General features: G+C 62.6%; 14 protein-coding genes. 7 read left to right on the plus strand and 7 right to left on the minus strand.

The features are described 5' to 3' along the window. Window positions 1-317: 317 nt before the first annotated feature. The 5 genes from ASD00_RS20470 to ASD00_RS20490 all read left to right on the plus strand — a co-directional run bounded on the left by ASD00_RS20470 (window position 318) and on the right by ASD00_RS20490 (window position 5,211). Window positions 318-785, plus strand: a complete 468-nt coding sequence (locus ASD00_RS20470; protein WP_025427128.1) for a peroxiredoxin — start codon at window positions 318-320, stop codon at window positions 783-785. Between the two features lie 20 nt (window positions 786-805). After that, entirely contained in the window at window positions 806-1,675 is an 870-nt protein-coding gene (locus tag ASD00_RS20475; protein WP_057208648.1) for a ferritin-like domain-containing protein, read from the plus strand. A 48-nt stretch (window positions 1,676-1,723) separates the two neighbouring features. Continuing rightward, the gene (locus ASD00_RS20480) at window positions 1,724-3,055 is read left to right on the plus strand and encodes a M23 family metallopeptidase (RefSeq protein WP_025427130.1); all 1,332 of its coding nucleotides are present in this window, start codon (window positions 1,724-1,726) and stop codon (window positions 3,053-3,055) included. Window positions 3,056-3,253: 198 nt separating this feature from the next. After that, the gene (locus tag ASD00_RS20485; RefSeq protein WP_025427131.1) at window positions 3,254-4,765 is read left to right on the plus strand and encodes a DEAD/DEAH box helicase; all 1,512 of its coding nucleotides are present in this window, start codon (window positions 3,254-3,256) and stop codon (window positions 4,763-4,765) included. 8 nt (window positions 4,766-4,773) lie between these two features. Further along, the gene (locus tag ASD00_RS20490; protein WP_025427132.1) at window positions 4,774-5,211 is read left to right on the plus strand and encodes an NUDIX domain-containing protein; all 438 of its coding nucleotides are present in this window, start codon (window positions 4,774-4,776) and stop codon (window positions 5,209-5,211) included. Between the two features lie 15 nt (window positions 5,212-5,226). On the opposite strand, the gene ASD00_RS20495 is transcribed toward ASD00_RS20490, so the two are convergent. The 7 genes from ASD00_RS20495 to ASD00_RS20525 all read right to left on the minus strand — a co-directional run bounded on the left by ASD00_RS20495 (window position 5,227) and on the right by ASD00_RS20525 (window position 10,988). Continuing rightward, on the minus strand, window positions 5,227-5,544 hold the full coding sequence (locus tag ASD00_RS20495) for a TfoX/Sxy family protein (RefSeq protein WP_025427133.1): 318 nt from the start codon (window positions 5,542-5,544) through the stop codon (window positions 5,227-5,229). 4 nt (window positions 5,545-5,548) lie between these two features. Continuing rightward, on the minus strand, window positions 5,549-7,165 hold the full coding sequence (locus ASD00_RS20500) for an NTP transferase domain-containing protein (RefSeq protein WP_057208650.1): 1,617 nt from the start codon (window positions 7,163-7,165) through the stop codon (window positions 5,549-5,551). Then, a complete protein-coding gene (locus ASD00_RS20505; RefSeq protein WP_057208654.1) occupies window positions 7,162-7,869 on the minus strand; it encodes an XdhC family protein in 708 nt (235 codons plus the stop codon). The genes ASD00_RS20500 and ASD00_RS20505 overlap by 4 nt, the downstream gene beginning before the upstream one ends. A gap of 3 nt (window positions 7,870-7,872) precedes the next feature. Beyond that, complete coding sequence (locus tag ASD00_RS20510) at window positions 7,873-8,205, minus strand: XdhC family protein (protein WP_057208657.1); 333 nt, start codon at window positions 8,203-8,205, stop codon at window positions 7,873-7,875. Between the two features lies 1 nt (window position 8,206). Then, the gene (locus ASD00_RS20515) at window positions 8,207-9,484 is read right to left on the minus strand and encodes a VWA domain-containing protein (protein WP_057208659.1); all 1,278 of its coding nucleotides are present in this window, start codon (window positions 9,482-9,484) and stop codon (window positions 8,207-8,209) included. 2 nt (window positions 9,485-9,486) lie between these two features. Next, window positions 9,487-10,416, minus strand: coding sequence for a MoxR family ATPase (locus ASD00_RS20520; protein WP_057208662.1), 930 nt, complete (start codon window positions 10,414-10,416; stop codon window positions 9,487-9,489). Window positions 10,417-10,538: 122 nt separating this feature from the next. Then, window positions 10,539-10,988 carry a flavin reductase family protein gene (locus ASD00_RS20525; RefSeq protein WP_082523666.1) on the minus strand — a complete coding sequence of 150 codons (450 nt, stop codon included), beginning with the start codon at window positions 10,986-10,988 and terminating at the stop codon, window positions 10,539-10,541. A 339-nt stretch (window positions 10,989-11,327) separates the two neighbouring features. Between ASD00_RS20525 and ASD00_RS20530 the strand changes: the two genes are divergently transcribed. Both ASD00_RS20530 and ASD00_RS20535 read left to right on the plus strand, forming a co-directional pair. Next, on the plus strand, window positions 11,328-12,416 hold the full coding sequence (locus ASD00_RS20530; protein ID WP_057208667.1) for a branched-chain amino acid ABC transporter substrate-binding protein: 1,089 nt from the start codon (window positions 11,328-11,330) through the stop codon (window positions 12,414-12,416). Further along, window positions 12,413-13,420, plus strand: a complete 1,008-nt coding sequence (locus ASD00_RS20535; protein WP_057208668.1) for a P1 family peptidase — start codon at window positions 12,413-12,415, stop codon at window positions 13,418-13,420. Before ASD00_RS20530 ends, ASD00_RS20535 begins: the two co-directional genes overlap by 4 nt. The last annotated feature ends 40 nt before the right edge of the window (window positions 13,421-13,460 follow it).

Here is a 13,460-nt window from a genome sequence, read left to right on the forward strand (position 1 = left end):
CGCGGACGCCCTCCAGTTCATACGGGAAAGCCCGCCTCTCCCGTCGACGCATCATGCGGCAGCGGGTCGACGGATCATTGCCGTCACGTAGACCACATCTGGCCGGACGGTGTCATCACGTCTGGCCGACCATGCTGTGGAAAGCATTCACACATCCGTGGGTTTCGTGTGCGCGAATGCCGGGCAAAGGGTCCTATCGACGCAACCCGTCCGGAACCTGTCAAATCTAGCACAGATCCGCTGGACTGCGGTCGCCGATTCTCGATATGCCCTAGCCGGCGATTGTTCACAAAACTTGGCGCAAGGAAGGTTTATTCATGGCAAGCCTCACCCCCGGAGATCTCGCTCCCGACTTCACGCTTCCCCGTGACGGCGGCGGCACGATTTCGCTTTCTGCCTTGCGCGGGCGTCCGGTCGTCTTGTTCTTCTACCCCAAGGACGACACGAAAAGTTGCACCTTGGAAGCGATTTCCTTCACCGAACTCGCCTCCGAGTTTGCCGCTGCAGGCGTTGAGTTGATCGGGCTCTCGCCCGATTCGGTGAAACGTCACGATCGCTTTGCGAAGAAATATGATCTGGCAGTCACGCTTGCTGCCGACGAGGAAAGATCCGTCGTCAACGCCTATGGTCTATGGGTGGAAAAGAGCCTCTACGGGCGCAAATATATGGGCGTCGAACGCACCACCTTCCTGATTGCCGCCGACGGCCGGATTGCGCGCGTTTGGGAGAAGGTCAAGGTCAATGGCCACGCCAATGAAGTGCTCGAGGCCGCCAAGGCGCTCTAAGTCAAAACGACGAGGCCGCAATGAAGACGCTTCCCAACTTTCACAGTCTACGCGGCGCTGCCGTTGAGGCGATCAGTGCTGCCGACCTGACCGTCAAGACGGAACTGGCCCAGGAAGCGGCACGGCGCTGGCAGCGCCGTGCGCTGTCGCTGCGTTCGCCGCTGGATCGCCCCGTTCCTCTGCGTCCGGGTCGGCCGGAAAGGCCTGTTCTGACGCCACCCACGCAGGTGAAGAAGCGCTCGCTCGGCTCGCTCAAGGGCCGGATCGCGCTCTTGCATTCGATCGCCCATATCGAACTCAACGCCGTCGATCTCGCGCTCGATATCGTCGCCCGCTTTGCGTCCGAATCGGTGCCGAATTCGTTTTTCGACGGCTGGATGAAGGTTGCATTCGAGGAGGCCAAGCATTTCCGCATGGTTCGGCAGCGCCTGAACGACCTTGGCGCCGACTATGGCGACCTGCCCGCGCATGACGGGCTCTGGCAGGCGGCGCACGACACCCGCAACGATCTGACCGCCAGGCTGGCCGTCGTCCCGCTTATCCTCGAGGCGCGCGGGCTCGACGTGACGCCGGCGCTGCAGGCGCGCATGCGCGAGACCGGAGACTTCGAGACTGCCGCGGTACTCGACGTCATCTACGAAGACGAGAAAGGCCATGTGGCCGTCGGTGCCAAATGGTTTCGTTTCCTGTGCGCGCGGGAGCGGAAAGATCCGGCAGCGACTTTCCAGCAGCTCGTTCGCGCCAATTTTCGAGGTCCCCTCAAGGCGCCATTCAACGATATCGCCCGCGCCGAAGCCGGGTTGACGCCATCGTTCTATCGCTCGATGACGGCTTCCACAACCTCTCGTAGCGCGAGCACTCAACCAAATATTAACCCTAACGAAGTGTAATGCCCGTCAAGCAATGCGAGACAATTCGCACATGGCGGGAGCGGTGGAGTGTCTGAACGTTCGGCAAATCGCACCTTCGGAAATCGCGCGCAGAATCACGTCCTGATCCTGGCGAGCGGCGACAAGGTTCGTCACATGACCGTGCGTCCTTGGATGGCGGCCCTTGCCGTTTCTGCAGCCGGTGTGTTCAGCATCGGTTACCTCGCCGCCACATCCTACCTTGTTCTTCGCGACGACCTCATCGGTGGCACGATCGCCCGCCAAGCGCGCATGCAGCACGAATACGAAGATCGAATCACCGCGTTGCGAGCGCAGGTCGATCGCGTTACGAGCCGGCAGTTACTCGATCAACAGGTGGTCGAAGAGAAAGTCGAAAAGCTGCTTCAGCAGCAGCAGGCGCTTTCTTCTCGAAACGGCAAACTCGGCGCGCTGATCGAACGGGCTGAAAATTCTGGTCTGTCGACCGATTTCACCCAACCTGCACCGGTCGAACCCCTCGCCTACGAAGAACGTGCCGATGCCACGGGCGGTGTGCAGGCAATCGAAAAACTGATGGGGCTGAGCGGCACACAGGGTGCCGCGCCCGCCCGAGTTGCGGCCCTCGCCTATGCCCGGCCTGCCACGGTTGAAAGCACCTCCGATCGCGCCGATCGGCTTTTTTCGAAAGTGACGCTCTCGCTGAAGGATGTTGAGCGCGACCAGATGTTGCGGCTTGAGCAACTGACCGACGGAGCCGCCAAAACGTCCGAGGCGATCCGCAAGATCGTCGGTCGCACAGGTGTTGCCCTACCAGAAAATGACGTCGCCGAATTGCCGCCCTCAGATGAAACCACCGGTTCCATAGATAGCGCGATCGGCGGACCTTTCGTAGAGCCCGTCAATGACGATGGCTTCGGTCGATCGCTTGCCGCGCTTGACTCGGCGCTTGTCGAGCTCGAGCGGACGCGCGCACAGGTCCGGGAGTTGCCATTCGGCAACCCGTCGCCCGCAAGTGATATCACCAGCGACTTCGGCAACAGGCTCGATCCCTTTCTCGGGCGGTTGGCGCTGCATGCGGGCATAGACTTTCGCGCCACCGTCGGCACCCGCATCCGCGCGACGGCTCCGGGCACCGTGACGACTGCCGGGCTGACGGGTGGCTATGGAAACATGGTCGAGATCGATCATGGCAATGGCGTTTCCAGTCGCTATGCCCATCTCTCGACGGTGCTCGTCAAGGTCGGCGACCGGATCAAGGCCGGTGATGTCGTTGCCAAGTCCGGCAACACCGGTCGTTCGACAGGCCCGCACCTGCACTATGAGGTCAGGCTGAACGGTCAGGCAGTCGACCCCATGCGGTTTCTGAACGCCAGCAGCAAGCTCGCGAGCTACATGAAATGAGCATCATGCCGACCCGCTCGGCCCGTGCTACTTGACAAGAAACGCAACAGATTCGTTGCCATCAACCTTTTCCAGCTTCAACGTGCTGGATTTCTTGACTTTCGACGGCATTCGGCTTAAGAGCCCGGCCACGCGGTGGTGTGTTTTCCACCGATCGAGCAGTGTTCTTCCCGAACCGGAACGGAAACAGATTTCCCTTTGACCAATTTTGCTGACCTTGGCCTTAGCCAAAAAGTTCTCTCCGCAGTTACCGATGCGGGCTACACAATCCCGACCCCGATCCAGGCTGGTGCCATTCCCCCGGCACTGCAGCGCCGTGATATCCTCGGCATCGCGCAGACGGGAACAGGCAAGACGGCATCCTTCGTGTTGCCGATGCTGACCCTGCTCGAAAAGGGTCGTGCACGTGCGCGCATGCCGCGCACGCTGATTCTGGAGCCGACGCGCGAACTGGCGGCCCAGGTTGCAGAGAACTTCGACAAGTACGGCAAGAACCACAAGCTCAACATCGCACTTCTGATCGGCGGCGTCTCGTTCGACGAACAGGACCGCAAGCTGGAGCGCGGCGCCGATGTGCTGATCTGCACGCCCGGCCGCCTGCTCGACCATTTCGAGCGTGGCAAGCTTTTGATGAGCGGCGTCGAAATCCTGGTCATCGACGAAGCTGACCGCATGCTCGACATGGGCTTCATTCCTGATATCGAGCGCATCGCCAAGATGATCCCGTTCACGCGCCAGACGCTGTTCTTCTCGGCAACCATGCCGCCGGAGATCCAGAAGCTTGCCGACCGCTTCCTGCAGAACCCGGAACGGGTCGAAGTTGCCCGTCCGGCATCGACGGCACAGACGGTGACGCAGCGCTTCGTCGCGACGCACGCGAAGGATTACGAGAAGCGCGCCGTGCTGCGCGATCTGATCCGCGCCCAGGACGAGCTGAAGAACGCCATCATCTTTTGCAATCGCAAGAAGGATGTCGCCGACCTCTTCCGGTCGCTCGAGCGTCATGGCTTCTCGGTTGGTGCTCTGCATGGCGACATGGACCAGCGCTCGCGCATGGCCATGCTTGCCGGCTTCAAGGACAACAACATCACATTGCTGGTCGCATCCGATGTTGCTGCCCGCGGCCTCGACATCCCCGATGTCAGCCATGTCTTCAATTTCGACGTGCCGATCCATGCGGAAGACTATGTTCACCGCATCGGCCGTACCGGCCGTGCTGGCCGCTCCGGCGCGTCCTTCACGCTGGTGACCAAGCGCGACACGAAGTTCTCCGACGCCATCGAGAAGCTGATCGGCCAGAAGGTCGAGTGGCTGAACGGTGATCTGTCGAACCTTCCCGAGCCGATGGAAAGCCACGACACCGGTCGCCGTGAACGCGGTCGTGACGGTCGCAGGGACCGTAATAAAAAAGATGGGGACCGGGCGCCACGTGGCCGTTCCGATCACAAAACCGATACGGTTCGTGCCGATAGTGAGGCCGAAATTGAAGCAGTCGTGGAAAGGGTAGAATCGGTGAAACCGGCACGCAACGCAGAGACGAAGCAGAGCAACGGCCACCGTCCGGAACGTCCGGTCCGCGCGGCAAACCCTGCCAATGACGACAACCGCGATCGCCGCAGCCGCCACCGTCGCGATCACGACGACGGCCCGACACCTGTCGGTTTCGGCGACGAAATCCCCGCATTCATGCTGATCGCCGGCAAGGCCTGATCCTATCAATGGGTCGGCCAGGCATCGACTTTCCGGGCTTCGGTTGCGGACTAGCGATCATGCGCGATGGCAAGCTGTTGTTGTGCAAGCGTTTGAAGGCGCCCGAGGCCGGCCACTGGAATATCGTGGGCGGCAAGGTCGATCACATGGAGCGCAGCGAGCTTGCTGCGCGCCGTGAGGCGGAAGAGGAAAGCGGCCTGTCTATCCGCTCGACCCGCTTTCTCTGCCTCAGCGAACAACTGATCGAAGCAGATCGTCAGCACTGGATCTCGATGATCTACGTGACCGACGACTTTTCGGGCGAACCGCAACTGACCGAACCGGACAAGCTTTCCGACATCGGCTGGTACGATCTCGATGCCCTGCCCCAGCCGCTTTCGCGGTTTGCCGCCGACGCCGTCCGTGCCATTCGCGTGCAGACGAAGGCGCTGGTTGACGCCAATTAAACTCCATCGTCGATTCTATTTTTTGGCCCGCAGCGACGCCTCATAGGCAAGCCTGACCCACCGCGCCATTTCGTCCGGATCGTCGTACGCTTCTTCCGGGATGCTCCAATAGGGCATCTTCACCGTTTTCCCCTTGCCGTCATAGGCCCATTGTCTGGATCCGGCCGCTTCGAAGGTCGGGCCTGTCCTGTCGTCGCCCTTCAGCAATATTTCGCCATCGACTTCAAGCGCGAAGATGATGCCTTCGAAATAGACGCCCTTGCCGCCGAACATGCGTTTGATGGTCACGGCCCCAAGCGTTTCGAACATCTCTTCGATTGCCGCATTGTCCATGCTGTCACTCCTCCAATATGCCGCCGGCAGCGATGATCTGCTCCGGTGTGTCGAGGTCGAGACGCGCAGCTGCTCCAAGCTCGACGTCGACCACCGGCAGGCCACATCTCTCGACGATATGCCTTGCGCCGACATCGCCAACCAGCTGGCTGATGGCAGCAAATGTCTGGCGCGGCAGGATAACCGGGTTGCCGCGCTGGCCATCGGCCGTTGCTCGAATCACTGCCCGCCCGCCTTCAGCGGTAAATGTATCGACGAGCCGGCGCAGATCGCCTGCCGTTATCCCGGGCATGTCGGCGAGCATCACCAGCATGCCGCCCGCTCCTTGATCGAGTGCCGAAAGCCCTGATGTCAGCGACGATGCCATACCGGACATGTAATCGGGATTGGAAACGAGCGTCACCGGCAAATCGCCGAGTGCAGCGCGGATTTCGGCCTCCCGATGGCCGGTGACAACGATCACCCGGCCGATATCGGCTGCAAGCGCGCTGACGACGGTGCGACGGATGAGGGGCACGCCACCGAAGGTCGCGAGCAGCTTGTGGCCGCCCTCCGGCCCCATGCGGCTTGCACGACCCGCTGCCAGCACGACGGTTTCCACCGGGCCCAGAGCTTTGGAGGCAACGGGCTCTCGCGGCTGCGGGCGGGTGGGTATCTCCTTCAGCAGGCCGCCGACGCCGAGCCCGGTAATGTCATGCGGGCTTGGCCATTCGCCGGCGAGGATGCGATCGAGCACCCAATCGAAGCCGTTTTCACGCGGGCTCCGCGCACAGCCGGGCGCTCCGACCACCGGCACCGTGCCGACGCGGCCGAGCACGATGAGATTGCCGGGATCAACGGGCATGCCGACATGATCGACAGTGCCGCCCGCAAGGCGGATGGCGGCCGGAATGACATCATCCGAATCGGCAACCGCCGACGCGCCGAAGACGACGATGAGGTCGTGGTCTGCCTTCAAATCGCCGATGGCTGCAGCCACGGCGTCTTCCGTATGGGCGACGCGCCGCTCGGTCGTTAGCCGGCTTGCGGATTGCCGCAGGCGCGCAGCCAGCACGGCATGGGTCTTGTCCATGACCTGGCGCTTCAGCGATGGCAACTCGGTTGCTATTAGTGCCGCGTCGCGCGGGGCGAAGGGTTTGACCTCGAAGGTTGTGTGTTGGCGTAGCAGCGTTTCCGCCTTCGCCACGAGCGAGCCTGCCACCGCAAGCGGGATGATCTTGATCGTCGCCACCATGTCGCCGGGCTGCACCGGCACATGATCTGCAAGACAGGCGAGCGTGATGGCCGGGTCGATGCGGTTCAACCGGTCGACGGTGTCGCGGGTGGCGACGAACAGTCCGTGTACGCGGGAATAGATGTTTACGCGGCCGGTTGCCGCTGCCGAGAACCGCAGATGGTCGGGCGCGATCGCCGCAGCGATCCGGGCCGCCGCTTCATCCTCCAGCAGATCGCCCCGATCCGGCTGGGCGACGATAACTTCGTCGGTGCCCGCCTGAACCAATGCAGCAATATCGGCTGAGGTCAGGACGTGCCCCTTCGGCAATCGAAGATCGCCAATCTTGACCGCGTGCGCAAGCACGGTGCCTTCGGCCGCTGAAACACTGAGGCTCCCAAATCTCATCGATGCTCCTCGCTGCCGGGCATGATATCCCGGCGCCTGAGCGCTTCGATGATTTCGGCAAGGATAGCAAGGGCGATCTCCGCTGGGCTCGCCGCGCCGATGTCGAGGCCGATTGGCGCCCTGATCCGCGCGATCGCATCGTCGGTTAGCCCCAGGCGACGCAGGCGTTCGACGCGGCCTGCATGGGTCTTTCTGCTGCCAAGCGCACCGACATAGAAACAGCCGGCATCAAGGGCCGCCCGGATCGGTTCGTCATCGATCTTCGGATCATGCGTGAGGGCGACCATGGCCGTGAACCGATCAAGCGGCCGGACGTTGAGAACATCTTCGGGCCACTCCGCTATCAGCTCTACGCCAGCAAAGCGCTCGGCCGTCGCAAAGGCCGTGCGTGGATCGATGATAGTAAGGTCGAAGCCTGCGATGGGCGCCATGCGCGCGAGCGCCTGGGAGATATGGACGGCGCCGACAACCAGGATGCGCGGTGGCGGCAGGTAGACATTGAGGAAAAAGGACCGCTCACCTACGACGATCATTCCGGGCTTGCCGGAGCGAAGTGCTGCCGCCATCGCCTCGGTCCATTCGGCCGGACAGCGCTCGCCTGCGACGCAGAGCACGCTTTGGCCGGTCTCGAGATCGCTGAAGACAACAGCCGCTTGCCGCCGCGTCCGGGCTGCATTCAATGCCTGAAGGGTTGTGAGGTCCATGGCTCAGCCGTCAACCCGCTCGACAAGCACCCGGATCCGGCCGCCACAGGAAAGACCGACACGCCATGCCGTCTCGTCGGCTACGCCGAATTCCAGGATCCTCGGATTTCCCGTCTCAATGATATCAGCGGCTTCGCTGATGACAGCACCTTCGACGCATCCGCCGGAAACGGAACCTTCGAAATTGCCGGCACCGTCAATCACCAGATGACTGCCGACCGGCCGCGGCGCAGACCCCCAGGTTTCGATCACCGTTGCAATCGCTACTTGGCGGCCCTCGCCAGCCCAGACTTCGGCGACGGCGAGCGGATCGAGGACGTCAGCTGATACCTGCATTTTACTTGCCTCCCAGCAAGGCGCGATGCTCGCTCATGAACCGTCGAGGGTCGGCCTCTCCGGACCTTTGACCCGACAGCGATCTGACCAGCTCGCCCACGGACTCAAGATTGTGCACGGCACGGAATTCGTCAACATGCGGCAGCATCGCCTTGACGCCGCGCGCCCGCGCCTCGAAGCCGTCGAACCGCAACAGCGGATTAAGCCAGATCAACCGACGGCAGGATCGATGCAGGCGATCGATCTCCTGCTCAAGCTCAGTTGTATCGTCCCGCTCGAGCCCGTCAGTAATCAAGAGCACGATGGCGCCCTGCCCCAGGACGCGCCGCGACCAGCGTCGGTTGAACTCATGCAGGGTTTCGCCGATGCGCGTGCCACCCGACCAGTCCTTGACCGCGGAGATGCATTCGTCGAGCGCGACATCCGGGTCGCGGTTTCGCATCGGTCGCGAAACATTGGTCAGCCGCGTGCCGAAGAGGAAGGTGTGAACGCGCTGGCGCTTTTCGCTCAGGGCATGGAGAAAGTGTAGGAAGATGCGGGTGTATTGGCTCATCGAGCCGGAAATATCGGCAAGCACGACCAGCGGCGGATGAACGAGACGCCGTTCGCGAAAGCGCGGCAAGATCAGTTCGCCGCCGAAGCGCATCGCATCGCGCATCGTCGCGCGCGGGTCGATCCGGATTTGCCGCGCCGAAGCGCGGTACCGACGCGTACGAACCCGATCGAGCGGCAGCACCAAAGACGATAGCGCCCGCCTTGCTTCGGTAATCTCGGCAGCCGTCATCTGGGCGAAATCGGCTTTGCGGAACAGCTCCCGCCCCGAAACCGTATAGCGCGCATCGACCTCGATCTCGGGTTCGTCACGTGGCGGCCGGGTGTCATCGTGGCCGGACATCAGTGCGTCGCTGACGCGCGTCTCGCCGGCCTGTCGGCGCTGGCGCTCGCTCTCGCGTTGCGGCGCGAGCGGAGACATCATCGCAATCATTTTCTCGACGAGGCCGCGCGAGCGCCAGAACAGGCGAAACGCCTCGTCGAACACGGGCTGGTCCTCGTGGCGCTTGACGAAGATGCACTGAAGGGCGGCGTAGAATTCCTCGCGGGCGCCGATGCCGATCAGGGTCACCGCGTCGATGGCGTCGGCCACCGCCCCGGGTCCGATCTTTATCCCGGCGCGTCGCAGGGCGCGGGCAAAGTACACGATGTTGTCGGCGAGCTTTCCGTCACCGGGCGGGATCGGCGGGAGAATGGCACCGTCAGGCGAATGTTCTCCCGGCTCCATCGTCAACCGGCCGCCAGCAATTCGGCCTTGACCTCGGCGAGCAGCTTGCGCCCCTCGGCTCCGTCGATCCTGGCGATGTCGTCCTGGTATTTGAGCAAGGTGCCGAGCGTATCGGCGATCGTTTCGGGGTCGAGCGCGAGCCGGTCGAGCTCGGTCAGGGCCGTTGCCCAGTCAATCGTCTCGGCGACACCCGGGTTCTTGAAGAGAGCGATGGTGCGAAGCCGCTGCACATAGGCGATGATTTCGCGCGACAGGGCGGCGTTGCAGCCCGGAACCTTGCGGCGGATGATTTCGAGTTCCTGTGTTGCCTTCGGATAGTCGACCCAATGATAGAGGCAGCGCCGCTTCAAGGCGTCGTGGATCTCGCGCGTGCGATTGGTGGTGATGATGACGATAGGCGGCTCAATGGCACGGATGGTGCCGAGTTCAGGAATGGTGACCTGGAAATCCGAGAGGACTTCGAGCAGGAACGCTTCGAAGGCTTCATCCGTGCGATCGAGTTCGTCGATCAGGAACACCGGCGCCCGCCCGTTCTCAGCGGAAATCGCCTGAAGTACCGGGCGTCGAATGAGAAATCGTTCGGAGAAGATGTCGCTTTCGACCCTGCGTCGGTCGACCGCTCCGGCCGCTTCCGACAACCGGATCTCCAGCATCTGCGCAGGGTAGTTCCACTCATAGACGGCGGAGGCGACGTCGAGCCCCTCGTAGCACTGCAGGCGGATCAAAGGCCGATCGAGGGCACGAGCCAGCACCTTGGCAATCTCGGTCTTGCCGACACCGGCCTCGCCCTCGAGAAAGAGCGGGCGTTTCATCCGCAACGCGAGAAACAGCACGGTCGCAAGCGCCGTGCCGGCGAGATAATCCTGTGCCTCCAGCATCGCCATCGTTTCATCGATGGATTGGGGCAATACGCCTGTCGCCGGTGCCGTCATGCATCCTCCGCCACGGCCAGTTTCAGTTGTAAGCTATTTCGGTTGAAGTAATGCCTTTATATCAGCAAGTTGCAGGCGTTTTCTCAATCAAGCGCAGAGAGTGAATTACGCCTCGTGAAAACCTACAGCGAGTGATATCCGCGGTCTACATAAATGAGCGGCGGGCGCGGCGGGCCAAGCGCGACGTCCACGACCTCGCCGAACAGCACCAGATGGGTCGCAATGGTCTTGACCTCGATCAGCCGGCAATCGAACGCGGCCGTCGCATTGACGAGGATCGGCGAACCGGTTGCCAGCTGCCTCCATTGGCCAAGCGCAAAGCGACGATCCATGTCGAGCTGGTCACGGCCGGAAAAGGCGTGGGCGAGCGCACGGTGTTCGTCACCGAGCAGGTTCAGCGCAAAGCTGTCGCCGCGCACGAAGATGTCGTTGCGCGGGTTGGCGCCGTTCAGGCAAACGAGAACGGTCGGCGGACTGTCGGAAACCGAGCAGGAAGCAGTGACCGTGACGCCGCGGCGCTCGCCGCCACTGGCAGCGGTGATGAGCTGCACGTGGCCGGCCAGGCGGCTCATGGCGTCGCGATAACTTATCGGGTCCAGTCGGGTTCTCTCCAACACATCTCTCTCCGGGCGAGGTCAGGCACATATAGACGCTGGCGTAAATTATGAAACCCGCCGGCTGGAGATTCTTGCAGATCCGCGACATGGCCATGGCGCGGATCGGATGCCCGTTGTTTCCACTCGCATCTTTTCCTTTGACGCCGGTGGCCACATCCTTAAAACATGCGGCCACTACAGCGCTGCGGGTGATTGAGTTCATGCCAAGGATTGCGGTAGCATTTTTGGACTCGCTGCATAATCTTTCCTTGAAACCAATCCGAGCTTGGGAATTATGCAGTAGCGGGGAATTGCATGCTTCGATCGATCGTTTTGAGCCTCATCGTAGCGGGAATGGCGCAAGCCGCACCTGCCGCCGCTGCCGGCGTCAAGGTCGCGGTCGTTGCCCCCGTTGAAGGGCCATTTGCCCTTCTCGGCAAACAGATCATCGATGGCGCCTCTTTCCAGGCCGGCGATCGCGGCAGCGAAATCGTCGTCATCCCGGAAACATGCGACGCGGCCGGTGCAGAAGCGCTGACCAAGGCGCTTGTGGCAGCAGCTGCAGAGGCGGCCATCGGCTTCCTCTGCGTCGAGAGCCTCGACGCGACACTGCCCGCCCTCGCCGAGGCCAATATACCGGCGGTGACGTTGAGCGTACGGTCCGACATCCTGATGGAAGACGTACTCAAGAAGCATTGGCCGCTGTTCCGCCTGGCGCCGAGTGGCAAGGCCGAATCGGCAGCCGTCGTTGCTGCGATCACCGCGCGTTGGAAGGACAAGCCGATCGCCTTGATCGACGACGGCACGATCCATAGCCGCGAACTGGTCGAGAGCGTGCGCGCAGCGCTCGGCGAAATCGGATTGACCCCGGTCTTTACCGACACCTATCGGCCGGCCCAGGAACAGCAGATCAATCTTGTACGGCGGCTCGTCAAGAGCGGCGCCACCCACGTTTTCACCGGCGGCGACCGGCAGGATACTGCCGTGATCGCGCGCGACGCGCAGGAGGAAGGCGCGAACCTCACCTTGCTCGGCGGTGACACGCTGAATGCAGCCGACGTGGCCGAGCCGCTCACCGATGGTGTCCTGGCGCTGACGTTGCCCGATGCGGCGCGGTCGCCCGAAGGAAAGCCCATAGCCGAGGCGATGCGTGCCGCCGGCATCGAGCCCGATGGCTATGTGCTTCAGGCCTTCGGCGCCATGTCTGTTCTCGAGCAGGCCAAGGACCAGGCCGAGAAGGATGAAAAGCCGTTGACAGAGGCCCTGCTCAAGGGGCCATACCAGACGGTTCTTGGGCCGATTGCTTTCAATGCGGGGCATGAACGCGCCGACAACCCCTATCGCTTGATGCAATGGCAGAGCGGCCGCTTCGTGCCGGTTGCCGACGCCGCCGGAGTGCAATGATGCTGCCTGGTCCACGCAACCTTATCACCGACGTCGCCGGCCTTTCCGTCGGCAATGCCGAAGATCATCGCTTGAAATCGGGCGTGACTGCCATCGTCTGCGATCCGCCGGCAACGGCCGCCGTCCAGGTGCTCGGCGGCGCGCCCGGCACGCGCGAAACGGATCTTCTCCAACCGCACAACACCGTGCAGACAGTCGATGGTATCATTCTGTCCGGCGGGTCAGCGTTTGGGCTGGATGCCGCCTCCGGGGCGCAGGCGGCGCTCAGGGAAATGGGACGTGGGTTTGTGATCGGCCCGCACCGTGTGCCGATCGTCCCGACCGCCATCCTGTTCGACCTGATCAATGGCGGCGACAAGGATTGGGGGCAGTTTCCGCCCTACCGCGAACTTGGGTATGAGGCTGTACAAAAGGCTGACGCTGATTTTGCCACCGGCTCGGTCGGTGCCGGCACTGGCGCCTTGACCGCGACCTTCAAGGGTGGCCTTGGCTCCGCCTCAATCGTGCTGCCGAACGGCATTACCGTCGGCGCGCTCGTGGCCGTCAATGCTTTGGGTTCTGCGACTGTCGGCAGCACCCGGCACTTCTGGGCCGCCCCTCACGAGAAACAGGACGAGTTCGGTGGGCTCGGCCTTCCCCACCCCATGCCGGCGAATGCATCCGAGGTCCGCACGAAAATGGGCGCAAACTTGTCGGCCGCCGCCAACACCACGATTGCGGTCATCGCCACAGATGCGGTGTTGACCAAGGCCGAGGCCAAGCGCCTGGCGATCGCCGCGCATGATGGCTTCTCGCGGGCAATATGGCCGGCGCACACGCCGCTCGACGGCGACCTCATTTTCGCCCTTGCCACCGGCGCAAGCGGCCGGACGCTGGAGCTCGCAGACTTCCTCGAGCTGGGTGCTGCCGCCGCCGCGACGATGGCGCGCGCGATCGCCCGCGGCGTCCACGACGCCACACCTGCCGAAAACGATCCCGTGCCGTCATGGTCGAGCCGCGACTAAAGCGCGATTAGCACCGCGCATGTTGTTTGCGCGGCTGCGG

The sequence above is a fragment of the Ensifer sp. Root31 genome, assembly GCF_001424825.1.
Classification (GTDB): domain Bacteria; phylum Pseudomonadota; class Alphaproteobacteria; order Rhizobiales; family Rhizobiaceae; genus Ensifer; species Ensifer canadensis.

Coding starts and splice junctions, on each gene's coding strand:
- ASD00_RS20470 (WP_025427128.1), top strand. CDS start 318: ATGGCAAGCCTCACCCCCGGAGATCTCGCTCCCGACTTCACGCTTCCC.
- ASD00_RS20475 (WP_057208648.1), top strand. CDS start 806: ATGAAGACGCTTCCCAACTTTCACAGTCTACGCGGCGCTGCCGTTGAG.
- ASD00_RS20490 (WP_025427132.1), top strand. CDS start 4,774: ATGGGTCGGCCAGGCATCGACTTTCCGGGCTTCGGTTGCGGACTAGCG.
- ASD00_RS20495 (WP_025427133.1), bottom strand. CDS start 5,544: ATGGACAATGCGGCAATCGAAGAGATGTTCGAAACGCTTGGGGCCGTG.
- ASD00_RS20500 (WP_057208650.1), bottom strand. CDS start 7,165: ATGAGATTTGGGAGCCTCAGTGTTTCAGCGGCCGAAGGCACCGTGCTT.
- ASD00_RS20505 (WP_057208654.1), bottom strand. CDS start 7,869: ATGGACCTCACAACCCTTCAGGCATTGAATGCAGCCCGGACGCGGCGG.
- ASD00_RS20510 (WP_057208657.1), bottom strand. CDS start 8,205: ATGCAGGTATCAGCTGACGTCCTCGATCCGCTCGCCGTCGCCGAAGTC.
- ASD00_RS20515 (WP_057208659.1), bottom strand. CDS start 9,484: ATGGAGCCGGGAGAACATTCGCCTGACGGTGCCATTCTCCCGCCGATC.
- ASD00_RS20520 (WP_057208662.1), bottom strand. CDS start 10,416: ATGACGGCACCGGCGACAGGCGTATTGCCCCAATCCATCGATGAAACG.
- ASD00_RS20525 (WP_082523666.1), bottom strand. CDS start 10,988: ATGAGCCGCCTGGCCGGCCACGTGCAGCTCATCACCGCTGCCAGTGGC.
- ASD00_RS20530 (WP_057208667.1), top strand. CDS start 11,328: ATGCTTCGATCGATCGTTTTGAGCCTCATCGTAGCGGGAATGGCGCAA.
- ASD00_RS20535 (WP_057208668.1), top strand. CDS start 12,413: ATGATGCTGCCTGGTCCACGCAACCTTATCACCGACGTCGCCGGCCTT.